The 25,664-nt window shown below is 63.2% G+C and carries 19 protein-coding genes and 1 pseudogene; 1 reads left to right on the forward strand and 19 read right to left on the reverse strand.

Going from position 1 to position 25,664, the window contains the following annotated elements:
• Position 1: 1 nt before the first annotated feature.
• The 16 genes and pseudogenes from ACV22V_RS11160 to ACV22V_RS11235 form a co-directional block, all read right to left on the reverse strand.
• Positions 2-1,168 (reverse strand): porin, encoded by a 1,167-nt coding sequence (locus tag ACV22V_RS11160; RefSeq protein WP_448013918.1) that lies wholly within the window; start codon positions 1,166-1,168, stop codon positions 2-4.
• Between the two features lie 173 nt (positions 1,169-1,341).
• Positions 1,342-3,639 carry an Orn/Lys/Arg family decarboxylase gene (locus ACV22V_RS11165; RefSeq protein WP_448013830.1) on the reverse strand — a complete coding sequence of 766 codons (2,298 nt, stop codon included), beginning with the start codon at positions 3,637-3,639 and terminating at the stop codon, positions 1,342-1,344.
• 99 nt (positions 3,640-3,738) lie between these two features.
• Positions 3,739-5,061: an amino acid permease gene (locus tag ACV22V_RS11170; protein WP_448013831.1), complete on the reverse strand. Its 1,323-nt coding sequence runs from the start codon at positions 5,059-5,061 to the stop codon at positions 3,739-3,741.
• A 576-nt stretch (positions 5,062-5,637) separates the two neighbouring features.
• Entirely contained in the window at positions 5,638-5,892 is a 255-nt protein-coding gene (locus ACV22V_RS11175; protein WP_448013832.1) for a DUF1090 family protein, read from the reverse strand.
• 324 nt (positions 5,893-6,216) lie between these two features.
• Positions 6,217-9,129, reverse strand: a complete 2,913-nt coding sequence (locus ACV22V_RS11180) for an ATP-binding protein (RefSeq protein WP_448013919.1) — start codon at positions 9,127-9,129, stop codon at positions 6,217-6,219.
• A 147-nt stretch (positions 9,130-9,276) separates the two neighbouring features.
• Positions 9,277-9,939 (reverse strand): response regulator, encoded by a 663-nt coding sequence (locus ACV22V_RS11185; protein ID WP_448013833.1) that lies wholly within the window; start codon positions 9,937-9,939, stop codon positions 9,277-9,279.
• A gap of 196 nt (positions 9,940-10,135) precedes the next feature.
• A complete protein-coding gene (locus tag ACV22V_RS11190) occupies positions 10,136-11,071 on the reverse strand; it encodes a fimbrial protein (RefSeq protein ID WP_448013834.1) in 936 nt (311 codons plus the stop codon).
• Positions 11,072-11,079: 8 nt separating this feature from the next.
• Positions 11,080-13,635, reverse strand: coding sequence for a fimbria/pilus outer membrane usher protein (locus tag ACV22V_RS11195; RefSeq protein WP_448013920.1), 2,556 nt, complete (start codon positions 13,633-13,635; stop codon positions 11,080-11,082).
• A gap of 160 nt (positions 13,636-13,795) precedes the next feature.
• Entirely contained in the window at positions 13,796-14,563 is a 768-nt protein-coding gene (locus tag ACV22V_RS11200; protein ID WP_448013921.1) for a fimbrial biogenesis chaperone, read from the reverse strand.
• 114 nt (positions 14,564-14,677) lie between these two features.
• Positions 14,678-15,232, reverse strand: coding sequence for a fimbrial protein (locus ACV22V_RS11205; protein ID WP_448013835.1), 555 nt, complete (start codon positions 15,230-15,232; stop codon positions 14,678-14,680).
• Positions 15,233-15,412: 180 nt separating this feature from the next.
• Positions 15,413-16,066, reverse strand: a complete 654-nt coding sequence (locus tag ACV22V_RS11210) for a response regulator (protein ID WP_448013836.1) — start codon at positions 16,064-16,066, stop codon at positions 15,413-15,415.
• Positions 16,067-16,726: 660 nt separating this feature from the next.
• The gene (locus ACV22V_RS11215) at positions 16,727-17,092 is read right to left on the reverse strand and encodes an amidohydrolase family protein (RefSeq protein ID WP_448013837.1); all 366 of its coding nucleotides are present in this window, start codon (positions 17,090-17,092) and stop codon (positions 16,727-16,729) included.
• Positions 17,093-17,187: 95 nt separating this feature from the next.
• Positions 17,188-17,386: pseudogene (locus ACV22V_RS11220) on the reverse strand (aldehyde dehydrogenase family protein); the annotation flags it as partial.
• A gap of 216 nt (positions 17,387-17,602) precedes the next feature.
• Positions 17,603-18,073: a nitroreductase family protein gene (locus ACV22V_RS11225; protein WP_448013838.1), complete on the reverse strand. Its 471-nt coding sequence runs from the start codon at positions 18,071-18,073 to the stop codon at positions 17,603-17,605.
• A 322-nt stretch (positions 18,074-18,395) separates the two neighbouring features.
• Positions 18,396-19,889, reverse strand: a complete 1,494-nt coding sequence (locus ACV22V_RS11230) for a HAMP domain-containing sensor histidine kinase (RefSeq protein WP_448013839.1) — start codon at positions 19,887-19,889, stop codon at positions 18,396-18,398.
• Positions 19,889-20,608 (reverse strand): response regulator transcription factor, encoded by a 720-nt coding sequence (locus ACV22V_RS11235; protein ID WP_059525868.1) that lies wholly within the window; start codon positions 20,606-20,608, stop codon positions 19,889-19,891. Before ACV22V_RS11235 ends, ACV22V_RS11230 begins: the two co-directional genes overlap by 1 nt.
• A gap of 646 nt (positions 20,609-21,254) precedes the next feature.
• On the opposite strand from ACV22V_RS11235, the gene ACV22V_RS11240 reads away from it, so the two are divergent.
• Positions 21,255-22,019, forward strand: a complete 765-nt coding sequence (locus ACV22V_RS11240) for a winged helix-turn-helix domain-containing protein (RefSeq protein WP_448013840.1) — start codon at positions 21,255-21,257, stop codon at positions 22,017-22,019.
• Positions 22,020-22,247: 228 nt separating this feature from the next.
• On the opposite strand, the gene ACV22V_RS11245 is transcribed toward ACV22V_RS11240, so the two are convergent.
• The 3 genes from ACV22V_RS11245 to flgK are packed head-to-tail and all read right to left on the reverse strand — an operon-like array spanning position 22,248 to position 25,608.
• The gene (locus tag ACV22V_RS11245) at positions 22,248-23,306 is read right to left on the reverse strand and encodes a hypothetical protein (RefSeq protein ID WP_448013841.1); all 1,059 of its coding nucleotides are present in this window, start codon (positions 23,304-23,306) and stop codon (positions 22,248-22,250) included.
• 15 nt (positions 23,307-23,321) lie between these two features.
• Positions 23,322-24,233: a flagellin N-terminal helical domain-containing protein gene (locus ACV22V_RS11250; RefSeq protein ID WP_448013842.1), complete on the reverse strand. Its 912-nt coding sequence runs from the start codon at positions 24,231-24,233 to the stop codon at positions 23,322-23,324.
• Between the two features lie 16 nt (positions 24,234-24,249).
• Complete coding sequence (flgK, locus tag ACV22V_RS11255) at positions 24,250-25,608, reverse strand: flagellar hook-associated protein FlgK (RefSeq protein ID WP_448013843.1); 1,359 nt, start codon at positions 25,606-25,608, stop codon at positions 24,250-24,252.
• Positions 25,609-25,664 lie beyond the last annotated feature (56 nt).

The following is a 25,664-nucleotide window of genomic DNA, read 5'->3' on the forward strand; positions in this document are numbered from 1 at the left end:
TTCAGAACTGGTACCGAATGCCGGCCACGCCGATCGCTTGCGTCCGCGTTCCTGCATAGCCGTACGAGCCGATCGATGCCTGCACCGGCATGACGCCACCGCTGCCGTCGTTGGTCGAGCCGCTCGCTCGCTGCCAGGTCGCGGTCGCATAGACGTCGACGCGCGGCGACAAGCTGTAGACGGCCCCGAGCGAAACCTGGTGATAGTGCGCGGAAGCATCGCCGCACGCAGCCGTATAGGTATAGCCGATGCCGATCCGCGCCACACGTGTCGGCCGATAGGTCAGAAAGCCTTGCACTGAGTCGTAGCGCTCGGTCGCCGAAAACGTCGACGCGCCGTCATGCCGGTATTGCGCGTTACTGAAACTTGCTCCGGCTGTCATCCGTCCGGTCGTGTATTGCCCGGCGATTCTCGCGATGCCGATCGCCCCGGCCGTCTCGTAGCCCGCATTGATCGGACCGTCGAACGGACCGTCCGCCGTGCCTGCCCAGCCTGTGCGCATCGCGTGGGCGCGATTGTTTGCCGTATAGAGATATCCACTGGCCATCCGCAGCCCGCCGCGATGATATGACACCGCGGCAGCATACGAGCGCGCCGCTCCCGACGCGCCCGCGACGCCGCCCAGCGCATACATCGCCGAAAACCGGAACCCGGCCATGTCCGGCAGGACCAGCTTGATGGAACGATCCACCCAGAAACTTAAATCGCCGTTGTCGACATCGCCCGGCGTCGCGAACGAACTGCCGAAGTCGGCGTCGGCCGTGATCGCGCCGACCGCGTCGGAAAGCGGATCGTATTGACGGCCGAACGTCAGCGTCCCCGCACGCGTGCCAGCCATGCCGACATAGGCAGCCCGCCCGAACATGCGCCCGCCCTGACCGCGCCGGCCGCTTCCCGGATCGAAGCCGTTTTCGAGCCGGAATATCGCACTCAGACCACGCCCCAACACTTCGTTGCCGCTGATACCCCAGCCCGTCCCCGACAACTCGCCGTTGCTCGCATTACCTTGCGACCAGAGATTCCTGCCCGCGTCCGCGTGGTTCACATAGGTTAGCGAAGTATCGATCGCGCCATACAGCGTGGCGCTCGATTGCGCTTCGACGCATCCGGGAGCCGCCAGCAAGGCAAGCAGGCATACCGGCAGAAATTTCCTTGACGATTCATTCACGGATGGCACTTGCTTAGGGTTGAACTCGCGTTCCTTCGCCGCCAACGCTGCCGGTGCGATCAATCGGCGATGAAAGCGCTTCGGAATACATCCGCGGCGGCAGCGGCTCGAGGGCGGCCGTCGACCGTTCTCTCGAACCGCATGCCGCCCGCGTCAGGAAGCCGACCTCCGCGTCACTGTTTGACGCAACGCACCCAGTAACAGCCATCCTCATCGATCTCGATGCCCTGCAACTCGTTCTCGAATCCGGGGAAGCGCCGGCTGAATTCCTCCATCGCCAGCAGATAATCGACAATGGCCCTCGCCTCCGGATCGACTCGCTCGCCCGGCATGATGACGGGAATGCCCGGCGGATAAGGCGTCACCATGACGCCGGCGATCCGTCCGATCATGTCGCGCACGCGCACCTTCTCGGTGCCGTCGCCGATCAGCATCTGGTAGGCCTCGCCGGGCGACAGCACCGGAGACGCTTTCGCGTCGCAGGCCCGCGCGGACAATTCCGCCATGCGCAGATCGCGTTTCGCAAGATGAATCGCAGTGCAAAGTTCACGCAGTGTCATGCCACGATACTGCGGCGACAATGCGGTCAATTCGGGCAGTGCGACGTCGACGCCGGCGCCACTGTCGTACAGACGCTTGAACTCGAGCAGCGACTCGATCAGCGTCGACCATTTCCCCTGAGTAGAGCCCAACGCGTACAGGATCAGGATGTTGTAATCGCCATTCCGTGCCGGAATGGTTCGACGCGTGCCGAGAAACTTCGACACCACGGGTGCGGGAATGCCGAAATCCGTCATGTTGCCGAGTGCGTCGATCCCCGGGCACGTGATGGTCACCTTGATCGGGTCGAGCATCGCATAGCCGTCTTCCACATTGCCGAAACCATGCCATGGCTCATTGGCGCGCAACCACCAGCAGGTCGGATCGTTTGCCAGCACGTCGTTCGGCACGTCGAGAAACGGTACGTTTCTACCTTCGACCCGCACGTGATCCGGTTGCCAGACGCCGAACCACCAGTCGCTCCCGGCCGCGTTCTTCAGTTTTTCACCCACGGTCAGCATGGTCTTGCGAAAGTCGATCGCATCGGTGATGGCGTCGTGCAGCAGTGCGTTGCCCGACTCACCCTTCATCATCGCCGTGGCGACGTCGATCGATGCGATGATCGGATAGAACGGCGAAGTCGTGCCGTGCATCATGAACGACTGGTTGAAGACTTCTCGATCGATGGGCGCCCGTTCGCCGTTGCGGATATGGATCATGGAGGCTGACGAAAACGCGGCGAGCATTTTATGCGTGGACTGCACCGCGATCAGCGTCGGCCGGTCGGGCGTGTCGTCGGGCACGCCCATCGCGTAGCGCCCCCGATACAAAGGATGGAATTTCGCATAGGCGTACCAGGCTTCGTCGAACTTGATCCTCGGAACAGACCCGGCAAGCGCGCGCGTGACGCGATCGACGTCATAGATCAAGCCGTCGTAAGTCGAGTTCGTCACGACCGCATAGACCGGCTCGTGACCGTGCGCGCCCCTGTTCAGCGGGCTGGCCGCCAGCTCGTCGCGAATGACGGACCGCTCGAACTGTTCGGGCGGAATCAGGCCGATCAGTCCGTAGCCGTTGCGAGCAGGCTCGAAGTAGACGGGGCGTGCGCCGGTAATCGTCAGCTCGTGGTTGACCGACTTGTGGCAATTGCGATCGACCAGCACCCAATCGTCCGGGCGCAGGATCGCATGCCCGACGATCTGGTTCGACTGCGAGGAGCCGCCAACGACGTAAAACGTCATGTCGGCTCCGAATGTCCGGGCCGCGTCGCGCTCCGACTCGCCCGGCACGCCACGATGCTCAAGCCAGTCGCCGAGATCCGGCGTCGCGATGCCGATGTCCGCCCGCATGATGTTCTCGCCGAAAAAGCGCAGAAACTCGCGGCCGACCGGATGCTTCAGATAGGCAACGCCGCCCTGATGCCCGGGGCAGTCCCAGTAATACGGACGATCTTCCGCATAGGATTTGAGCGCCTTGAAGTAGGGCGGCAGCAACGAATCGACGTATTGCTTCGTCGCGAAGTCGATCCGGCCCGCCACGAAGGTCGGCGTGTCCTCGCCGAGATGCACGTATTCACGCACTTCGCCGAGAATCTCGATCGGCAGCGCGTCGATGGTCGCGTGCTTCGCCGCCAGCACGAACGGCACGCCATTGTTGTGGCGGCGGATCGCCTCGACGATACCGATATAACGTGCGCTGTCGGCAGCGGTACAGCACGTATCCGCGTTGATGACGACGCAGCCGAACGCGGCTTCGTTGCTCCGTGCGAGCAGGGCGCCGTCGGCCTCCGGTTCATGAACGATCGAATGACCGTACGTTTCCTTCAGAAGATCGACGATCTGATGCATTTCGTCGCTGAACGCCTTGGCCATCTTCCCGTCGTCGAAGCCGAGCAAAAGAATGGGAAAACGGATGCACTCGCTATGGTTCATGACTTGACTCCAATGACTCTATAGATAAATAGAAGCTTGTCGATACGGATAACTAACTTTGTGCTTGACTTTCGTCATGTCGCGGATCGACCGCGCCGTCTATGCCTTCCGGATTCGGTTTCGTACGACGTAGGTGTACAGCGGAATGGTCGCCATGATCAGGGCGGTTCCCCAGAAGATCGAATCCGTTCCCGAGCCAAGCAGCGCGAAGATGCTGTAGACCACACCGATGCATGCGAGGACTGCGTAAATCCTGAAGGTTCCGCCGACGTTCATCTTCTTTTCGATCATGATGATCGGCAGCGAGATGGCGGCGTACATGTACGGCAGCAGCGACGCGAACACGGACATCAGAATGATCACCTGGAACTGGGCGGCCAGGTCCGGTGAAGCCGTCAGCAGCAGGACAACCGACATCAGGACGCCCGTGAAGACGAGCCCCTTGACGGTCACGTCATTACGATTGGTCTCGCAGAAGAAATGCGGGAACAGGCCGCGCTCGGCGCCCGAGCGCGCCGATTCGGATTGCAGGATCAGCCAACCGGAGATCGAACCGAAGCAGGCGATCACGCTCAGCCCCGACACGATGTCACCGGCGGTCGTGCCGAACATGTAGCGTGCGGAATCCGCAAAAGGCGCCGCCGAGGTCACCAGCACGTCGTGCGGAACGATGCCCATGATGACCGTGCAGCTGGCGACGTAGCACACGGCGGCGATCAACAGGCCGAACACCGTGGCGCGCGGCACAGTATAGTCCGGTCGCTCCACCTGGCCGGAGGAGACCACCGCGGATTCGACGCCCAGAAACCCCCACAGCGCGATCGATGCTGCCGAGATGATGGCCGAACCGTCGCCGTGGTGGGTTCCGTTGTACACCTGCGTGAAGGTCTCGGGCCTGAACCACGCCCAACCGCCGAACCCGATGCCGAGCACGACGATCAGCATGCAGCACGCGGTGAAGGATTGCGCGCGTCCTGCCGCTTTGGCGCCCAGGCACGACAGCCCGATGAATCCCCACAGGATCACGATCGCCGTCGCGCTCCCGACCATCGGGTTCTTCAGTCCCGGGAAAAAATAGCTGAGGTAACCGATGCCCGCCACCAGCAACGCGACATTGCCAACCCAGGCACTGATCCAGTAGCAAAACGTCGCCTGAAATCCGACAAATGGCCCAAAGGCATCGCCGGCATACGCGACGATACCGCCCGGCCGACTCTGGATCAGATTGGTTTTGGCGAATACGAGCGCCAGCGCAACCACGCCGACAATCGTCAAAACCCATCCCCACAGCGAAATCGACCCGACGTTTGCCAGATTGGTCGGAAGAAGGAAAACGCCCGACCCCATCATGTTGGAGGCCGTTACCAACGTCAAAGCCACGAGCCCCATCTTTTTAGACGAGGCCATCTTCGTATCGTCCATATCCATGTTTCCCCTTTAAAAAGTAAACACAGGATCACATTATTCTCCGACACGATCAATCTCGTATAGACAACTAATTATTTCAAGAATTGCCCCGCTTATCTCAATTAATTCCAAAATCCATTAGATTGACAAAAATCAATTTAATTACAATTAACAGAAGGGATGAACTGCGCGAAACCGTTTAATCGTTATCCGTAACGAAATGCCGCCGATTTCCATTCGAAGCGGGCCGGCTCGCGCCTCCAGACCATTCGGGAAGAATGACGCGGGCGTTGTCACAAGAACTTGCTTTGAATTGACTTCGATGGACTGATACGCACCGAAGCCTGGTCGAGGCCGCGAGCATTGAAATGCGAATCGCGTGCGATGCATCGGGAAGAACGCCGTCGCCCGGCGTCGCGGCGAGCCGGCCGGCGATCGTACGGACCGGCCTGGGAGGACACGGCGCCGCACCACCGTTCGGTGCGCCGCCGCGGTTGAATTTTCATGGAGCCGGCTCTGGAAGGGCTGCCGGATCAATGTGCCAGTCGGGACACGCCGCTATGCCGTTGCAGCCGGTCACACGGGCACAGCTTACTCGCTGCGCGGGGTGCCCTCGCGCCCGAGGTTGGCCGGCTCGATATAACCGATGCCCTGACATTTGATTTGCACGCGCCGTAGTGCGTGCTGCAGGCCTGCGACACGATACGGATTGCCGATCTGTTTCGCCATCTCGATTTTTGACTCGATGATTCGCATACGCATGGCGCAATTCCGCATGTCGGCCAACGCGGATGAACTATAAAGGAACATCAAATAAATCAAGGATAAAAATGAAATCTTTGCCATGCCCGCTTATACATCTCCACATGGATTAACGAAAATCGATCCGACAAATTGTCGAGCGCGATCCAAACCGAATGGTGAATTTCCAATTTGGTTAAAAAGCCGCGCCGTATCGGAGGCGGAAGTCATCAGATGGAATGTGCCCTGAGTTTCACGAGAAACCTCAAGCCCACGACAATTCTTACTCGTCGACATCAAAAAATCAATTAATCTCGAAAAATTCAGACAGATATTAATCAACAAGCACGATTTGTCCTATTTCGATTTTCGTAACCGATTACGGCCTCGGGAGACGAATCGACACGGCAATCCGCACGAACGCATTCGTCACGGCGCGTCGGCACGCTTCGATGGCTGCAGCGCATCCAGCGCGGACGTCATTTCAAGACGAAGTGCGGGCCACAACTCGACAAGCGCGCCCGGGCCGTCGTCATGCACGACCTGCTGCAATCCGCTGCAAAGTTCGGCCAGCACCTGCTGGCCGACGGATGCGAATCCGCCGCTCAACGAGTGCAATTCCCGCATGACGCCATGCGCGTCACCCGACTCCAGTGCGCGATCGATCGATGCACACGACGCGAGCGTGACTTCGCGCATCGTGTTCGCCATCGATTCAGTCAGCGTCACGCGTTCCGGATTCGCGTGCGAAACCGTGTCCGCCCCACCTCCGCGCGCATGCTCGCGCAACGCCTGCTGCAGCGCACCAAGCGACACCGGCTTGCGCAACAACATGCGGATCCCGGCCTCCGCGCAGCGCAGCGCGTCGCGCTCGCCGATACGCGCCGTCATGCCGACGATCGGCATGGTCGCATCGCGTGCAAGCACGGCCCGTGCCAACGTCCAGCCATCCGTGTCGGGCAACCCCAGATCCGTCAGGACGAGTGCGAATGCGTTGCCGGCGAGCATGTCGAGCGCTTGCGCGCCGTTTTCCGCGATCGTTGCGTCCACGCCGAATTCGCGGAACTGATCGGCGAGCAGCAGACGGCTTGCCGGGTGATCCTCGATCGCCAGCACGCGCAGCGGCTCGCGTTCGACCGCGGTTTGCAAAACCTCGGACGGGCGTACCTGCGGTTCGTCGGCGGAGTCGACAGCCGGTTCGATGACCGCTACCGCCAGCGGCACACGCACGACGAACACGCTGCCCTCGCGAAGCTTGCTGCGCACCGATATGTCACCGTGCATCGCATCGACCAGGCGCTGACACAGCGCCAGACCCAGACCCGTACCGCCGTACCTGCGATGAATCGAATCGTCCGCCTGCCGGTACGGCGCGAAGATCGTTGGGATCGCGGATTCCGGGATGCCGATTCCAGTATCGGCGACGGCGACTTCGATTGCGTCAAGCCCGTGCGCCTGCAACTCGCGCACGGTCACGCGGACGGTGCCCGTGTGCGTGAACTTGATGGCATTGCCGAGCAGGTTCGACACGATCTGTCGAAGCCGGACCGGATCGCCGATGCGCGGCGGCGCCATATCGGGCGCGATATCGCACGTCAGGCCCAGGCCCTTTTCCGTCGCGAGCGGGCGAAACGACTCGGTCACGTCGCGCATCAAGGCCGCGCAATCGAATCGTCCGGAATTGATGTGCAATTCACCGGCCTCGACTCTCGACAGATCCAGCACGTCGTCGACGATACGCAGCAGCGCGGACGACGATGAATCGGCGATCTCGAGCCGTCGACGCTGGGTGTCGGGCAGCGGCCCGCGCTTCATCAGTTCGAGATTCCCCAGTACGGCATTCAACGGCGTACGGATCTCGTGGCTCATCGTCGCGAGGAACACCGATTTCGCCTTGTTTGCCTGATCGGCCGCGCGCCGGGCGTCGACGAGCGATTGCTCGGTCTGCTTGCGGGCGGTGATGTCGATGATCGTCGCCAGCAACGCGTCCGTTCCGCGATACCGCACGCGCACGATATTGACGAGCAGGTTGCGCTCGCACGCGTCGTCATCGACGCGCATCAGCGGCATGTCCAGGTCGATCAGCGTGCGACGCGATGCAACCGGATCGTCGCCCACCTGCGCCATGAATACGCGCCAGATGCGGCGGGACAGCGGTTCGCCGTAGACCGGATTCTCGTATCTCGCCATGACGTCATTGCGCAGCCTGACGGTACCGTCCGATTCGGCGATCAGCGCGAGCCCGACCGGTGCCGTCCGGATCAGCGTACGGTTCAGTTCTTCGCCCTCTTTCAGTCGCTCCGCCCTTCTATACGCCGGCCCAAGGATACGTCGGTCGATCAGGACGACCACGCCCGACAACACCATCAAACCCAGCAATGTCACGACCATGAGCACCAGCAACCGCGGCGTAAGCCCCTTCACGATCGCCCGAATCGAATACACGTAAACAAGCCGCCAATCGGTATCGGGAATGATGTCCTGAACGACGAATCGACCGGCAACGAAGCGCGGCTCGATGTTGCGTGCCCGATCGTTCGTTGCGGCACGCAATGCCACCATTGCATCGTTGACGTGCACCGCCGTCGTGGCGACAGGCCCGTGTCCGATGCGATCGACAATCGTGTACGAACCGCTGTCGCCATCATCCGAATCGGCCGGAAAGAGGACCGGATTCATCGTTTCCACAATGAGCATGACGGGCCGCTCCCGCCTATCGAAAACCCATAGCGCGGCACCGATCACGCGTTCGGACGAAACGGGATCGAAGCGCGACGGTAGCCATATCACGTCCTGCGCCGCGCGCTCGGGATGCGCGGCGACGTCGCGAACCAGCGCGTCGACATCCGGCCACTGCTTCCGCAGCAACCCGGACAACTGCTCGTATCGTGCCTGCGAAGAATTGCCCGCAGACGTTTCGCCCACCAGCGTCGCGGCAAAGCGCCCCTCATTGCCGTTCAGGTAGATCCGGTTCGATTGCGGAACGAGGTAACGCTGCGACACGTGCTTGCCGAGCATCCGCTCGGAGATCGCGAGAAGGTCGAAATAGTCGCTCGCCGGATGATCCGCATCGACGGTCGCGCTCACCGCGTAGCGGCGCCTCGTGGGGGCATCGTCCAGCACGAATCCGCGCCCGGCGACGAACCGGGCCTCGACCTGCGCCGACGGGCGCGCCCCCGCTTCGAGCACTGCCTCCGCCGACAAGGCCAGACGCCTCAGTACCGTGCCGTTTTCCGACATCCGCTCGCGCAAGTACGCACGCCTCGTCAGAAACTGTGCGCGAAACTCCGTATGACAGTCGGCAATCTCGATCCAGACCGCGGTCGCGGCGCCCGCCACCATGAAAATTCCGAGCACCGCACCGAAGCCGTTCAGCAATAGACGCTGATAGCGGCGCATCCATACGGGATCGAACGATTCGCGCTTGCCGAGCGACGCCATGCGCCACCTCAATTTTCGGAACTTGCGTAAGGCGTCGCGCGGCAACGCTCACTCTCCCGCGGCCGGATCGGATGGCTTCGCCGGATCGACCCCGTCGTCGAGGCGGATCAGGTCGACATCGCGCGACACGCCGAGCTTGCGCATCGCGGACAGCTTCTGCGCGCTGATCGTCTTCTCGCTGCGATGCAGCTTTTCCGCGATTTCGGTGACCTTGTACCCTTCGCGGAACAATCTGACGATTTCGGATACCCGCTGCGACAGTTCAGCAATCGCACCGTTGTCGAAGCCGCTCAACGCGGCCGACACGGTCGGCGACAGATATTCACCGTTCGAAAAAGCCGCGTGGACGGCTGCGATCAGATGCGACATCGCATCCGACCTGCTGACGATGCATTTCACGCCGAGTTGCCGCACCGCATGGAAAACCGCCGGTGAATTGAGCATCGTCACCGTGACGAAACGCAATGCCGGATAGCGACGGCCCAGGAACGCGAGCAAGGTCTGCCCATCACCATGTTGTTCCGCGGGCATCACGTAATCGAGGAGGAGGACGTCGCATGGCGACGTGTCGAGTTGTTCGACCAATGTCCTTGTGCTCGCAACCACGGCGACGACTTCGATCGTCGGCGCACCGCGAAGCACCTGTGCAATACCATTGCCGGTTACCGGGTAATCGTCGACAACGAGCACCCGCATCGAGAATTCGTCCATCGGGCACCGGTGTATAGAAGGCCGGCACCCGATGGCACCGACCTGCATTTCCGGACAGACCCGGCGGACGAATTTTATCTCAAAATAAATGACGGCGTTTCGCCGGTGACCGAATGCATGGCGCCGTACCGAGGGCCGATCCGGAGCGGGCCGGCCAGCTCTCCACCATGGATGAGCGCCGCGATGTCCGCATGCGTCAGCGATAGTCCATCAACACTTCGATGGCTCCCGTCACGCTTCCCGGCGTGATCTGGGCGGCCGTCTGCATGTATCGCGCGACCAGCGGAATCGCAAACGCCCCGCCTGTCGTCTTGTCATACGCGGCAGCTTGTACTCGCTGGTTGAGGTGCACGGGCGTACCGCTCGGGTCGGTCAACTGGATCGCGACACCGGAAGCCGTCGCCCCCGGGCCGGGCGGCAGCACGCCGTTGGCGGACGATGGCGCCGCACCAGCCGCCGACAGCGTATAGCCGACCTGGTTGTATCCGGGAGGGCACGAAGTGATCTGCAACTCGAACGGCACCGCGACATCCGTCGTCGTCCCCACTCCGCGGAATTGATACACCGGGGAGAGCGGCAACTCGACCGTCTTGTCCGGAACCTTGCACGTTCCGGAAACGAGGGTGATGGGATCCTGGCTAGCGCCAATGATGAATTTCGATCCGCCGACCACGTTGAAATTCGTCATCCCCTTCGTCGTCAAGTAGGCGAGCGGCCTCGTGTTCACCGTTCCCGCCGTCCTGATCACGACCATTTCCACGCGCGACGGCTTGACGTTGATCGAGCTCGTCGTGACCGGCTTGCCATCGAACCAAATCTGCATCTTCAATCCCGGGTTGAGGGCAGCGATATCGGGGCCGGCGACCGGAAAATCGAAGTCCCCGTACGCGTATAGCTCGACACCGTTGATCTCGCATGCCGGTTGACCGCACAGGGACATCCAGTCGACCGGTATGGTTTCGCGCACCACGATTGCTCCCTCCGGCAAATTGTTCGGCACCGAAAGGTGTTTCCAGGGGGTATACCCCAGCTGGATTCGAGGTGCCGGCTGCCCCCAACCCGGGAGCGAATAGATGAAGGCCCCGAAAGCGGCAACCCAGGCGCAAGCGATCACGCATCGAACGATTTTCATACCTTTCCTCACTTCGGTTGAGCCGCATTGCCCGCCGCCACGTTCGGCCCGTAATTCGGACGCGCCGCCGGCACGCACATCGACTCGACGCGCTGCGGCAGCACACGCTTCTTGCCCTGCTTCGGCAGCTTGTACGAGACCTTGCAGCGCGACTGGTCGCCGCCCGCATCCCATTCCACGAACAGGTCGCCGCTATCCGACAAGCCGCGCGCGAACAGCTTGCCGCCCTGCCCGACTACGCCGATATTCGTGCCCGCCCGATCGGCCACCAACGCGCCGAACGGCACCGGCGAGCCGTCCGGCCGACGCACGCGGATCACCGCCGAGCGGCCGTACGTCGTCTTGAACTCGAGCAACGGCACGGCGCCCGCGAGCGGCGCGACGCGCTGGCTCGTCTCCTTCAGTTCGACATCCGTCGACAGCCCCTTCGGATCGAGCGTGATCTCGTTCATCCTGAACGGCGACAGAAACGGCACGACCGCATAGCCGTTTCGCCCGACGCGCACGCCCGTCATGTTCGTGACGCGCGCGCCTTCCGCATGCGGCGCCTTGACGATGGCGAACGTCTCCGACAACGGCTGCGACAACGTGAGACCGCCCGGATGCGCGACCACCGCGCCGCGCAGGCCCAGCGAAAATTGCTGGTAATCCGTGCTGGCGCCGACGCTTCCGCTCACTTCCGCCAGTGAGCCGCGGTACATCGCGTTCGCGCCGCCGCTGGTCTGCGAGTCGTCGCTCGTCCTGTTGTGATCGACGTTCAGGCCGTACGAGAAATTGCCGTCGCGGCCGAGCGTGCCCGACAGACTCGTCGACGCCCGCGTCGATCCGCGCGTGTCGCGATTGAAGTTGAGCGACAGCATCGCGGGCCGCTTCGATCCGAGCGGAATGGTCACGCCCGCATACAGCAGCGTGCTCGAACGCCCCCACGCGTCGCGCTGGCGCGTCGCCGAAACGTTGTACGCCACGCGGCGAAAACTGTTGTTGTATCCGACCGTATATTCGACGTCCGACCCGCTGCGATTCCAGTACGTCATCGCCGACGCGGTCACGTTGAGGCTGCCGCCCTTGCTGCCGAACTGCTGGCTCATCGTGAGCGTCGCGCGATTGCGCTGCCGGTACATGCCCCGCGAGCCCATGAAAACCTTGGACTGATCGCGCGCGGACATCGCGTCGTTCAGACTGAAAAAGCCGTCCGTCGAATAACGGTAAGCCGCGACGGCAATGTTCGTGCCGGTCGCATCGATCTGTTTCGCGTAGCTGATGCGCACGCTCTGTCCGGAGTAGTGCCGCTCGCGCGGAATCGACGTCACCGCATGCGTGACGTCCACGCCGAACGCGCCCCATGATGTGTTGAGCACGCCGCCGATCATCGCGGATGCGTAGCCTTCCGCGATCGTCGCGCCGCCGTAGCCCGTCAGCAGGTTCGTGAACCCGCGCTGCCACGTGGCCTGCGTGAAGAACGGTGTCGTGTTGGGCAGGTTTCGCACGAAGCCGGCGGTGAAGCTGTAGCGGTTCTGCCCGGGGCGCAGCGACAGAGGCACCGCCGCGTACGGCACCGAAAACGAATGCACCGAGCCGTCGGCCTCCGTCACCGAGACGTGCAGATCGCCGCCATAGCCGGTCGGATAAAGGTCGTCGATGACGAACGCGCCCGGCGCGACGGTCGTTTCGTATAGCTTCACACCGTTCTGCATGACGGTCACCTTCGCGTTGGTGTTCGCGACACCTCGCACGACAGGCGCGTAGCCGCGCTGCGATTCCGGCAGCATGCGGTCGTCCGTGTAGACGCGCACGCCGCGAAACGACGTCGAATCGAACAGGTCACCCGACGTGTACGATTCACCGATCACCAGTTGCGACATCCAAGACGTCAGGTCGCGCTGCACGTAGGTCGACACGTCCTCGTAATGTGTCCGCCCGCTGTCGTCCACGTTCACCGAGCCGCTGTGACGGAAATGCCAGCGCTGGAAATTGAAGCCGCCGTCGAGGCCGACATAGGCCTGCGTCGTGTTCGCGGCGCCTTTGACGTGAGAATTGTAGACGTTGGCGTTATAGCCGAGCATCGCGACCGGGGCGCCGGCGCTCCACTGATCCGGGCTCACGGCATCGCGCGCGTGCCGCCGCAGCAATGCTTGCGGGACGCTCAAATCGAGGCGCTGCTCGCCGAAATCGAAGTCGACGGACGCCTCCGAAATCACTTCGCCGACACGCATGCAAGCGCCGGGCTGGCCGAGCGCCGTCCGAACGTCCTGCGGCAGTTGCGTCGTGTCGATGCCTAGCTTCTCGATCAGGGCCTCGTGGAAACACGGCTGCGCGTCGGGTGTATCGGGCGCCGACTTGAACATCAATTCGAAGCGACCGATCCAGCGGCCGTCGACATAGACGTCCGGGTTGTACCTGCCTGCACGCACGACGTTGCCGCGCGTGTAGCGCGACACATCGATCCCGCCGCCCGCATTGTTCAGAAATCCGGCCTGGAACTCGACCTGCGCAAAATCCGTTTGCGCGACGTGCTGCGGCGCTGCGTACGCGCGTTCCGCTTGGCACGCGGCCATCGCGGCCATCGCGGCCAGGCATGCCGCATAAATCGATTTCAGCTTGGGCTGATGCTTCCGTGACAAACTGGCACGCCAACGCACTACGACCCCCTCTCCGAAGACCATCTCTTTTCTTTTTCACACCGACGGCGTCGGCACCGCACGCTCCAGCCCCGGCCACCCGGCCTCACCGTCCCACCGTTGCCTGATGTGCGCGACCGCTTCCCCAATCGTCGACACTGCTGTACGACACGGTTTCGCCGCCCGCCCCGGAGTCGCCGAGCCCCTTGATCGGAAACGTCGCCGCTTCGCCCGGCAGGACGTAGCCGATCCCCGCGCTGAACGTCTTGCCGCGCGCGGTCAACGTGATGCTGCCCAGATTGACGACATAGGGCGTCGGGTTCTCCGCCTTCAGGAGGGTCTGGTGCTTGTCGTCGCGAACGAGGCTCCACTTCAGCGCCTTCGGTGCATCGGAAGACTTCCCCGGGAGCCCGGCCGGTCGATACATCAGCTTGATGCGCGACCGGAAGGCGACTTGCAATACGTTGCGGCCCTCGGCGGCCTCCGCCCTCGGCGGCACGTCGAGCACGTTCAGCCAGAACAGCGATTCCTTGTCCGCGGGCAACGGTTCGCCGCTGTAAATGATCCGTATCGCCTGCCCGCGCCCGGGCTCAATGCGAAACACGGTCGGTGTCACCACGAACGGAACGTCGAGATCGTCGACCGACGCACGCGGGTTGCCATCGTCGATCCACGCCTGCACGAGCGACGGTGCCTTCCCTTCGTTCGTCAGCTGAATCGTGGCCTCCTTGTCCTTCGCCTCGAATACGATGCGCGTACCGGAGAGCACCACGCCGGCGTGCGCATTGGTGAACGACAGCAGCAATGTCAGGATCGCTAGTACGGCAAGCGCCAATACCGCAAGCGCATTTTCATGTGGATTCCTTATTTTCACGTTCACTCTCCTTCAAAAAACAGCCAGGTGCGCGATCCGTCCGACGGACTGTTGGTCCGGGCATCGGGCTGACCGCCGGCACGGCGGTCAGCCACGAGTCAGCTCAAGTCTGGCTCAGGGGTAGACGAGCGAATACGCGACATAGGAACTCGCGTCGCCGGCCGTCGCTGCGCCAGTCGCCACGTACTCCACCGCGTATTGCATGTTCGCGCCGCCGTCGGCGATCGACACCGTCTGCGATTGTTGCGCGTCAACACCCGCGGCACCGATCTTGATCGGCTCATACTTGTCGTTCAACAGGCCGAGCTCGACGTTGGTCGCCGCGTCCGCCATGGACGGTTTCAGGCGACCCGTTGCCAGATTCACGGTAGTACCCGATTCCCACGAGACCGCGACTTTCGTCGGCGCGTCATCCGACGTGCCGCACCCCGTCAACTGCAAGCTGAACGGCGTGCGGCCTGCGGTCATGCCTGCGGCGGTAAGCGCGCCGGTACCGACATCGGGCAGCATGACCGTGAGCTCGTTGCCGGTGCCGGCGTTGCCAACCTTGCATGTCGATGCAATGACAGCCCCCTGGAAAAGAATCGAGCCGTCCGATGCATGCGCAACATTTGCAGCGACCCCGGCCACCAGACCAACAGCGGACATCAGCATGATGATTTTTTTCATTTTTAATTTCCCGAATTGATATAAATCAAAAAATAAATAGATTCAGACTTGCCTCGAACGCTCCCCAAGGGAGCGAAATCATTCTTCAGCCCTGTGCAATCCCTCCATTTAAAAACAAAATTTATTTCCGGGCGAGCGCGGCGCTTTCACGCGCTGAAACATTCCGGCCGGCGGAGCACTTCAATAAATCAGGTTCAACCGGGCGGCACACTTGAACAACTCGATGTCGTTCTCCACGCCCAGTTTCTTCATCGCGCTGACCTTTTGCGCGCTGACCGTCTGCTTGCCCTTGCTCAGGCGCTCGGCGATCCCTTTGATCGACAGGCCCGACAGGTACAGGCGGACGACCTCGACCTCTCTCGGCGTCAGTTCGAGCCAGCGCCCGCCTCTTCCCGTGTCGACGGCCGCGCTTTCCAGTGCTGCCTTGACCTTCGGCGACAGGTAATTGCCGTTGCAGTACGCGGAATGGATCGCGGCGATGATGTGGCCGCCCTCGTCCTGCTTGCTGACGACGCTGGATACGCCCGCGGCGAGAATCGCTCGCATCACGACCGGGCTCTCGTGCCCAAGCAACACGACGATGCGAAACCCCGGATAGGTGCGCCGAAGGTAGCCGAGCAACGCCACCCCTTCCATGTTTCCGCCGCCCCGCATGTCAAAATCGACAATGACGACGTCGCATTCCGTGTCCGCCAGCAATGCAAGCATTTCGGCCGTATCGGTGCATGTGCCGACGAGATCGATCACACCGGAATTGATCGCGACATATTTGATGCCGGCGATAACCAGCGGGCACTCGCTGGCAAAAACGATCCGGACGCTGAATTTCCCCATATTGCCCCACTTATATCAAGCGCTAGGCTTAAAAACATTTAATAAATTATCGAAGTGTCATGTTTAAATTTTATTTTTATGGAGAGCCATTGGACATGAGATTGCGTCTCAAATTGAGCGCCGATTCTTAAGACTAGTCTCAAATATGACAGAAGTTGACACTTCGCAAACGCCGATCGCAACAAGGCCAGGCGTGCCGTTCCTGCGCGCCGCTTTCGCGCGAAGGTGTGTTGAAAATGCGGATGGAATGCGAACACCTGACAGTCGATCGTCCGTGAGCAAACGACGCATCGCGCATGGCGAGCGTACTCCGGTTACGCGGCGGCGACCGGATCGGAAGACTGAGGTCAGGGGAAGGGCCACGCGTTGACCGGCTCGGCTGGAAACCCATCGCGGTCTGCGGGCACGAGTCGCGGGCACCGCGGCAACCTTGGCCCGCCGACCTCATCCGACGCGCTACGACGACGGGTATCGATGCGAAGCCGAAACAGCCCCGCATCGAATGATGCACGCAAGGTCATTCGCTGCGTTGCGTTCCGTTCGATTACCGCCGACGCTCTCGCCAGCGAACAACCGTCCTGCGCTTGCCGATGTTCGGGTTCCGCAAGCCAGTCCCCGAGTTCACGCGCCGTTGCTTCGTTGTATGGCGGCAGCAGCGCGTCAACGGCGACATCGGCGGGTGAAAACAACATCGATTTGACGTGGCTGAACGAATCGAATCCCGCCAAAGGTCAGCGACGACGACAACAGGCATTGCACCACCGCGCGTTCAATCTCGTCAGCCACATCGCGCGGCGACTGCAGCGCGACGGTCGCAAACGCATGCAAACGGCCCGGATGGCGCGACGTGAAATGGTCGGCGATCTCGTCGTTCGTCCATTTCGCAAAATCCACGGCCGCCGCGCGGTCGAGGATCGATTGCCCGCCCGGCGACGTGAGCGACAGCATGGCCGCGTCGGTACCGCACCGGTCCATCTCGTCGATACACCGGTCCGTATCGATGAGCCGCGCATCGACGTCTTTCATATCGGCGCACCCGTTGCGCGCGGCTTCGCCCGATACGTCCCATTGCGCATAGTTGCGCTCCGTCGTCAGGTGTTCCTCGAGAACGATCTTGCCTTTTATCGCGATACCCCCGTGCTCAGCGTGATGTGCTTGTATTCGATGAAATCGTCGATGGCCGCAGCGCCGTTGAGACGCCCGAGATCCGACTGGCGGTAGCCCCCTTCCTCGAATTCGTCGCAAACCTTCGCCCAGTCGTTGATCCATACCGTGCCGGCCTGCAGCGCCCGCAATGCGCATCGAACGCTGTCCGTCGCGCGACAGGAGGTCCGCATCTCCTTCGCGAACGCGGCCATCCCTTCGGCAATCGGACGGGCCGCGAGGGCGCCCGGCTCGACAACATGATGAGCCGGGACGATGCCGAAACACGACCGGCTCGACAGCTTCCATGAAAACATCCGTTCACTCATGACTTGGGCCTGTTCCTGCACTGCGCTTCACGATGGACGGATCGCGGACGCCGGGGCGCATTCGTCAGGCGAACGACAGAACGTCCGACACCGGCTTGCGCGGCTTCTGCGGCCAGTTGCCCGACGCCGCGTAGCCGACCGTGACCGGCATGACGGGGACATCGCTCTGGGCGAGGCCGAACGCGGTCGCGACGCCTTGCGGATCGAAGCCGATCATCGGGCCGGACGCGAGCCCCAGGCCCTCGGCGGCCAGAATCAGCGTCATTGTCGCCAGCGACCCCGAGCGAGTCGCTGCGTCGCGCTGGAACACATAGTTGTCCCGATACACGTTTTGTGCCGCACCGATCCAGCCCTTGTACAGACCCTCGTCGATGATTCCCGCATCCAGCGTCGGCCGGAGCGCATCGGCGAGCAGCAGCAGGCGCGCCTTCGCGTCGTCGCAGCGCACGGCGACGAACTTCCAGTTCTGCAGATTGAATGCGAACGGCGCATGCGTGGCGAGCTCGATCAGATTGCCGATCTGTTCGTCCGACAACTTGCAGCCCGTTCGGCAAGGCCGGCTGGCCGTCGTGCTCGCCGCCTGCCCGCTGCCCGAACAACAGGTGAACCTGCTGTATCCGTCGCATCGACATCCGTCGGCCATCGTTCGCGTCAATCTCGAGTTCTGCCAGTCGCAAGTCGCATGGTTCGACGCGTCTATTCGATCGGTCAGCCCGGCCCGGGCATCGACACGTAGAGCGCGCCCACCACGCCGCACCCGGCGCCAACTGCGCTGGACGATTGACGGGCTGGCGTCGAACCTCTGCCCTTCCGCGCATGCCAACGGGCGGAAATCGCGACGACGGCACCGACCAGCCTCAGCGCGCTTCGCCCGCCCCCGGCTGCGCGATCGCCAGCGCAAACTCGAACACCGCGCCGCGCCCGTCCCGGTCGACGAGCCGGATCCCGCTGCCGTTGAGCGCCAGCATCCGGTGCACGATCAGCAGCCCGAGCCCGCCGCGCGTCGCCGCACCGCCGCTCATCGGCCGCTGCGGCCGCTGGAACAGCCCCTCGCGCCGCGCCGGCGGAATCCCTTCGCCGGTATCCGACACGGTCACCACCACGCGGTCGCCCTGGGGCGTCAGCGCCACTTCGACTTCGCCGTGCTGCGGCGTGTGCCGCAATGCGTTGTCGAGCAGGTTGGTCAACACGCGCTCGATCATCCCGAGATCGGCCGACACAACCGGAACGCGCGGCGGGATGCGCGCATGCAGCGTGACGCCGCGCGACTGCGCGGCAAGTTCGAACTTCTCGAACACGTCCTGCACGAGATCGACGAGCGAGAACGGCTCGCGCTCGGCCTGCACGCCGCCCGATTCGAGCCGCGCGAGTTCGAACAGCGCCTGCGCGAGCCGGCCGACCTTCGTGCTCTGCGCGAGCGCGATCGACAGGTAGCGGCGGCGCTCGGACTCCGCGAGCGCGTCGGACTTCAGCGACAGCGTTTCCAGATAGCCGTGCAGCGACGTCAGCGGCGTGCGCAGGTCGTGCGAAATGTTCGTGATCAGTTCGCGCCGCTGCTGGTCCTGACGCGTCAGCGCGCGCCACTGGTCGCCGATCCGGTCGGCCATCTGCGCGAATGCGGATTCGAGCACCGCGATGTCGTCGCCGCGTCGCCCGGGCGGCGAGCGCGGCACCGGCGGCTGCGTGTCGGGTGCGGCGTTCGCGTCGAAGCGGCGCATCGCATCGGTCAGCCGGCGCAGCGGGCGCGTGATGAAACTGAACGCCGTCAGGCCAGCGAGCAGGCCGAGCAGCGCGACGACCGCCATCGACCACAGCGTCGTGCGCAGCACGTTGCCGGCGTCGACGCGCGCGGCCAGCCGGTCGTGCGCTTCGCCGAGCAGCACCACGTAGATGTAGCCGGACGGCGGCTGTCCCGCACGCTGCAGCGGCGCGGCGCTGAACACCTTGCGCGCGTCGGGGCTGCGCGGATCGTCGCCGAGGATCGGCAGCGGCTCGCCCGCGATGAAGCGCTGCACCGGCGCGAGATCGACGCGGTCGCGCTTCACGTGGCCCGGCGGCGCGTCGTCGCCCTGGATGCGCCCCGCGTTGTCGAGCAGGTACACCTCGACACTCGGGTTCACGCCCATCAGCTGGCCGAACAACGTGCGCACGGCGTCCGGACGCAGCCCGTTCGCGTCCATCAGCGGCGTGCTGCTCGCGATATGCGCGGCGAGATCGCGCGACAAGCCCTGCACGACTTCCTTCTCGCGCATGTCGTTCGCGCGGATCTGCAGCCATGCCGACGCCCCCGAGCACGCGAGCAGCAGGATCGAGAACACGAGCGACAGCCGCTGGGTGAGGGTCAGCTTCATCACGCGTCCCGCTGATCCGGCGCGGCGAGCTTGTAGCCGCGTCCCCACACCGTGAGGATGCGCACGGGTTCGGCCGGATCGGCCTCGATCTTCGCGCGCAACCGGTTGATGTGGGTGTTCACCGTGTGTTCGTAGCCTTCATGCTGGTAGCCCCACACGGCATTGAGCAGGTCCATCCGCGAGAACACCTTGCCCGGATGCCGCGCGAAGAAATACAGCAGGTCGAACTCGCGCGGCGTGAGGTCGATGCGCGCGCCGTCGACGGCTGCTTCGCGCGCGATCGGGTCGATCGACAGCCCGGCCACGTCGAGCGTGCCCGCGTCGATCCGCGAATCGCGCGCGAGCGCGTCGACGCGCCGCAGCAGCGCCTTGACCCGCGCGACGAGTTCGAGCACCGAGAACGGCTTCGCGAGGTAGTCGTCGGCGCCGAGCTCGAGGCCGAGAATCCGGTGCACCTCGCTCGAGCGGGCGCTCGTGATGATGATCGGCGTGTAGCGCGCCATCGCGCGCGCGCGCCGGCAGATTTCCAGGCCGTCGACGCCGGGCAGCATCAGGTCGAGGATCAGCGCATCCCAGTTGCCCTGTTCGAGCAGGCGCAGCCCTTCCGTGCCGTCCGCGCTGTGGACCACTTCGTAGCGCTCGTCGCGCAGGTGGAGGCTCAGCACGTCGGCGATGTCGGCATCGTCCTCGACGATCAGGATGCGTTTGGGGTGGTCCATGGCGGTCGGCGGCGGCACGGTGGTATGGGTTTCGGGTTGGTTTCGCAGGTTCGTTCCGGTCGCCCCGGGCGGGAAGGCCTGCCCGGGGCGAATCGCGGCAGCGATGCCGCGCTGCCGCCATTGTGCAAAATTTTGCCGCGGGAAGGGGTCACAATTCGTTTAACTTCAGATCGCGCTTCCGCCGTGGCCCAGTGCCCCAACGCGTTCCAATCCGGCCCCGTAAAACGGAAATTGCGCCATCCCGTGCCGACACCGGAAAGCAGAAGCGGGACGCTTCTCACCAGCCACACAATGTCCTCGATCCGGACGCTCTTTTGCCGTCCACGATTTACAGCGCTATAGGACGCCACGCCGAGAGATTTTGCGAGTCACGGTCACCTCATCCATCGACTAAGCAATTTGTCGTTATTTTTTCAGACATTTCTCATAGTCATTGGCGGCGATCTATCGCAATATTGTTCGCATCGAACCCGCACACCGCGCCTGACATCACACCGTCCCGGTCCACACGCAACGAGCAGCAAGCTCGGCCACCGGAAGCATCTCACAAAGGTCTTCGTTCCGGTCGGACGACGGGTCGACTCATCGCCCGTCGCTGTGAATTCAGACGCTAACGTTGTCGCGACCACATGTAGCCGGAACATCGATGGATAAATATCTGATAGAAGACCGCGTTATCTTCAATTGCCATCACATGACTCTGACGCTCGCTGACCGCACGACCGAGTTGACTGCGAATGAAGCCGACTTACTGGTGATGGTACTCAAGGGGCTCGCCACCAAGGCAGCGGTAATGCAGCAATTGTGGGGCGACAAGGGGTTGGTCGTGACGGACAGCAGTTACCATCAACTCGTCCGCGCGGTGCGCGCCCGGCTCGAGGAACATGGCATCAGCGGCACGCTGATCAAAACGCTACCACGTCACGGTCTGCGGTTCATCGGCACCGCGCAGCCACTCGACGATGCGGTGCCGGCGACCGAGCCATCGCAGACCGCCAAGCCGCATGACAACGACGAGAAGCGCGCCGATGTTACCTCGTCGTTCGACGACCCCGCTCACCACACCGTCCCGCCTCGACATGTACCCAAACGCCAACGTGCTGCCCGACTAATCGAGCGCGCGCTGCTCATCGGTGCCGTTGTCTGGATCGGCTGCAACACCTGGAAGATAACCCTTCTCAACAAGCATTTCTCGGGGTTGCTCAGCGCATTGAAGCAGGAAGCGCAGCACCCGGCGCCCGCAAAGGCCGCAAGTCTCGCGCTCCTGTCTTCGATCGGCGTCAAGTTGCAGCCCGGCGAGCGCCTTTATCAGATCACGCGCGGCGGAAACAAGTGGCTCACCGTCTGTCCCGGCACGATCCACACGGTCCAGGGACGCTGCAAGACGTATCTCGCGCAGGATCTGCCGTGAATCGCGCGCATCATACCGTGGCATGCCGACGCGATGATCGTAGCGCCCGCAACACCCCTCAAACGCGCGCACAAGTCCGCTCACCTCTCGGCTCCACGTTGCGCTCGCGGCCCCCTCCATCATCCGTCCGGCTTCGCGCCATGATTCACATCCTGCGCCTGGTTCGTTCGCTTCCGACCGACTTCTCCCCCTCCATCTGACGCACGCGCATCGACGGATGCGTCGCCGTCAACGCAATGCCAGCAATGTGTGCACGCGCGTACGTTCGACGCCCGCGGTCGCCGGCGCGAGCGCCATCGCATCCTCGTAGTCGCGCACCGAACCTATCCGTGTCGCCATCTGCCCGGATACTGCCCGCGCCCAATCTGCATCGGCCACCGCGGGAATCAGCTCCAGCGTCCGTCGCGCAGCACGCAGCATCTGCTCCGCGCGCGTCGTTGCCTGCTCGACCCGTTCCTGTGTCTGCACCACCGCGCGCAACGTCGCACGCAGCGTCAGCGGATCGTCCACTCGCCACCCGGCAGGGTCGATCCGTTCAGGCACATCGGTCAGCGTCGGGCGCAGCGGTTCGCCATCCGGAAACCGGACGCCACCGCCTTTCACACGCAGTCCACTCATGACGCTCGGCCAGCGCGACTCCTCGACCGAAAAGCGGATCCGGCCATGCGGATCCTCGTCACAGGCGACACGCAGCGTCACAAGAGCAACCTTGAGCTGGTACACCATTTGACGCGCCGAAAGATCCGGCGCGAGATAAGCCGTCGCAGGACTCGCACCGGTGCCGGCAAGGTGAAACGTGATGACTTCTCCGGCAGCCCGACGCGCATCTTGCGCGTTCAGTCCTTCCACCATGAATGCGCGCCTCGCCTTCCCTTCGCCTCCGATGTCCAGCGCATCGCTCAATCGGCCGCCGGTCGCGTCGGCCCGGCGATGCCAGACGCTCACCGTGCGCGCCAACTGCGTGCGGGCGGCATCCTCGCTACCGCCGCCGACGAGGCTGGAGCCGATTGCCTGCTTCAGCGCATTCAAATGACCGCTGAAGCCGGCCAGGTAATCGAGCACCTGTTGCATCCCGGAAGCCTGTTCGTTGATCTGCCGATGCGTCGTGATCCGGTCGCGCCGCTCGGCCGCGACGCGTATCGTGACGCGCGCGTCACTCGTCATGTCATGTGACGTCGCGTCGCGCGACCGGATTCTGCCGGAAACCGCCGCGCGCGGGGTGTCGCGCCGCACGGCGCCGGTTCCGGTGAGTGCGCTGTCCGCCGACGAGCGAATATTGATTTCCATTGAGCCGCTTCGCCGTCAGAGCACGTTGAAGAGCGACAGCTGCAATACCTGCGCATAAACCTTCTGCGTCGCCTCCAGCGCGGTGCGATAGCTCATGTACGCGTCGTAGACCTCGATGCGGTCGATCTTGCCTGCATCCTGGGCCGCCTCCGTGGTGACGACCTGGGACGACGCATGCAGATCGTCAAGCAGCGTGAGCATGTTCTGCGCGTTACCGAGCCGGCCGATCTTCGATTCGACCGACACCGACGTCCTGTCGATCACGTCGGTCGCCTGCACAAGTGCGTCGCGCAGCGTCGAATCGTTCGCATTGGCGCCCGGCGCCCGCATCCGCCCGATCGCGCGATCGAGCGCGTTGAGTGCGTCGGCCATCTCCGCGAGATCGTCGTTCAGCACCTCGGTGACGCCGTCGCCGACGATCGCCGCCTGCTTCCCGGCATTGCCGCAAAATGCATAGCGGCTGCCGGCCGGCGCGGCCGGATCGAACGCGATCGGCGCCGTCGTGATCGCCGTCCCCGAAAACAGATAGTGGCCGGCGCCGTCGCGCGTATTGGATGAATGCAACAGCATGTCCCGCACCGATTCGAGCACACCCGCGATTGCCGCGAGATCGCCCGGCGCACGCGCGCCGTCCAGCGCCATCAGCAACTTCTGCTGCGCTTCGCCAAACTGCGCGACGATCTCGGAGAGCGCCTGCTCGCCGCGCTTGAGGCGGAACTCGAACGTCGTGATATTGGTGCGATACCGGGCGAGTCGATCGCCGGATTCGGCCAGCAACGCAAGGCGCACGGCGCCGATCGGATCGTCGGAGGCTCGCAGGATGCGCTGTTCTGTCGTCATCCGAATCAATGTATCGGAAAGCTGCGCGTTGGTGCGCTGCGTCACCTGCTTCATGACGTCGTGGTGGAATTGGCTGGTCACTCGCATGTCGGCGCTCCGTGGGTCAGATGGCATTCAGCGTGGTTTCGAACAGCGCATTGGCGACTGCGATCACCTTCAAGTTCGCGTTGTACATATCCTTGAAACGGACGAGATTCATCGCTTCCTCGTCGTTGTCGACACCGCTCAGCGACAGCCAGTCGTTCTCCGCCTGCGTACGCACCGCCTGTGCGGTTTCGGCCACCAGCTTGTTTTGCTGGCTGGCCGAGCCGACCTTGCCCACGATCGATGCAAACGCATTCTCGATCGACACCGTGCCATGGCCCGGCATCTCGATCCGCGTGGAACCCAAGCCGCTCAGCGCGAGCAGGTTGCGATTGTCGCCGGGATGATCCGGGTCGGCCGAAAAGGCCAACGCCTCGGGTTGCATGTCGGGCACGACGCCGAGTCGACCGCTCGCTTCGTCGAAGGCCAGCAGCGGTTTGCCGGGATTGCCGTGCATGTCGTAACCCTGCGCCAACTGCGCATTGACTCGCTTCGCGGTCTCGACCGCGAGCGTCCGGAGCGCATCGAGCTGCGGACACAGCACGTCGTTCTCGACCTCGGCGAGTCCGCGCAGCGCCCCGCCGACGTGTGTCGACCGCAGCGGCATCTTCTGTTGTCCGAATGAAATCACCAGTGCCTGTCGACCGTGTCCGTCTCGCCGGATGTCGATTCGACCCGCCTGCTTGCCGACCACGAGCGGTTGGCCGAACGCCATCGACACGTCGACCGTGCCGTCCCGCTGCTGCACGACGCGCACGCCGGCGAGCCCCGCCATCTGGTCGACCGCAACGTCGCGTCGGTCCATCAGCGCCGCGACGTCGCCGCCGCTCGCGAGGCCAACCGCGATTCGCCCGTTCAAGTCGGCGATCTGCGTGGCAAGCCCGTTGACCTGGTCGACCGTCACGTCGCGCTGTCGTTCGATGCTGCGCAACTGGTCCTCGAACGCCGCGCGCATGCCGTTGAACTGCCGCGTCATTCCGCTTGCGGCGTCGAGCACGGCGTTGCGCAGCACCGGATCGCCCGGTTCGCCGGTCGCGCCGCGCAGTGCCCCGAAGAACGCGCCCAGCCCGAGATCGCGGTGCTGGATATCGCCGCTTGCCGGGTTGCCGCCCACCATTCCTTCAAGCTGGTCAAGATGCGATTGGGCGGCCCGTGCACGCCCGGACGCATTCGCCGCTTGCCACATCTGCTGTGTCCGGTAGCCCTCGTTGATGCGCATCGCGGCCGACGCGTCGACGCCACCGTGCGCGTTGCCCGACAGAAGCACGCCGCGCCGCGAATAGCCGGGTGTCGCAATGTTGGCGACATTGCCGCTGGTCGCATAGAGCGACCGGTTCGCGGCCAGGATGCCCGACATGCCGATGTCGATCATATTCATCGTCTACCTCCCTCATCGATCGATGCTCGCCCGGCCCACGACGGGTGGCGAGCGGA

It is taken from the genome of Burkholderia sp. AW33-5 (genome assembly GCF_053427615.1).

Excerpts from the sequence above, each read along its gene's own strand:
- ACV22V_RS11165 (WP_448013830.1), bottom strand. The coding sequence starts at position 3,639 with ATGAACCATAGCGAGTGCATCCGTTTTCCCATTCTTTTGCTCGGCTTC.
- ACV22V_RS11170 (WP_448013831.1), bottom strand. The coding sequence starts at position 5,061 with ATGGACGATACGAAGATGGCCTCGTCTAAAAAGATGGGGCTCGTGGCT.
- ACV22V_RS11175 (WP_448013832.1), bottom strand. The coding sequence starts at position 5,892 with ATGGCAAAGATTTCATTTTTATCCTTGATTTATTTGATGTTCCTTTAT.
- ACV22V_RS11180 (WP_448013919.1), bottom strand. The coding sequence starts at position 9,129 with ATGGTGGCGGGCGCCGCGACCGCGGTCTGGATCGAGATTGCCGACTGT.
- ACV22V_RS11185 (WP_448013833.1), bottom strand. The coding sequence starts at position 9,939 with ATGGACGAATTCTCGATGCGGGTGCTCGTTGTCGACGATTACCCGGTA.
- ACV22V_RS11190 (WP_448013834.1), bottom strand. The coding sequence starts at position 11,071 with ATGAAAATCGTTCGATGCGTGATCGCTTGCGCCTGGGTTGCCGCTTTC.
- ACV22V_RS11195 (WP_448013920.1), bottom strand. The coding sequence starts at position 13,635 with ATGGCCGCGATGGCCGCGTGCCAAGCGGAACGCGCGTACGCAGCGCCG.
- ACV22V_RS11205 (WP_448013835.1), bottom strand. The coding sequence starts at position 15,232 with ATGAAAAAAATCATCATGCTGATGTCCGCTGTTGGTCTGGTGGCCGGG.
- ACV22V_RS11210 (WP_448013836.1), bottom strand. The coding sequence starts at position 16,066 with ATGGGGAAATTCAGCGTCCGGATCGTTTTTGCCAGCGAGTGCCCGCTG.
- ACV22V_RS11215 (WP_448013837.1), bottom strand. The coding sequence starts at position 17,092 with ATGAAAGACGTCGATGCGCGGCTCATCGATACGGACCGGTGTATCGAC.
- ACV22V_RS11230 (WP_448013839.1), bottom strand. The coding sequence starts at position 19,889 with ATGAAGCTGACCCTCACCCAGCGGCTGTCGCTCGTGTTCTCGATCCTG.
- ACV22V_RS11235 (WP_059525868.1), bottom strand. The coding sequence starts at position 20,608 with ATGGACCACCCCAAACGCATCCTGATCGTCGAGGACGATGCCGACATC.
- ACV22V_RS11240 (WP_448013840.1), top strand. The coding sequence starts at position 21,255 with ATGGATAAATATCTGATAGAAGACCGCGTTATCTTCAATTGCCATCAC.
- ACV22V_RS11245 (WP_448013841.1), bottom strand. The coding sequence starts at position 23,306 with ATGGAAATCAATATTCGCTCGTCGGCGGACAGCGCACTCACCGGAACC.
- ACV22V_RS11250 (WP_448013842.1), bottom strand. The coding sequence starts at position 24,233 with ATGCGAGTGACCAGCCAATTCCACCACGACGTCATGAAGCAGGTGACG.
- flgK (WP_448013843.1), bottom strand. The coding sequence starts at position 25,608 with ATGAATATGATCGACATCGGCATGTCGGGCATCCTGGCCGCGAACCGG.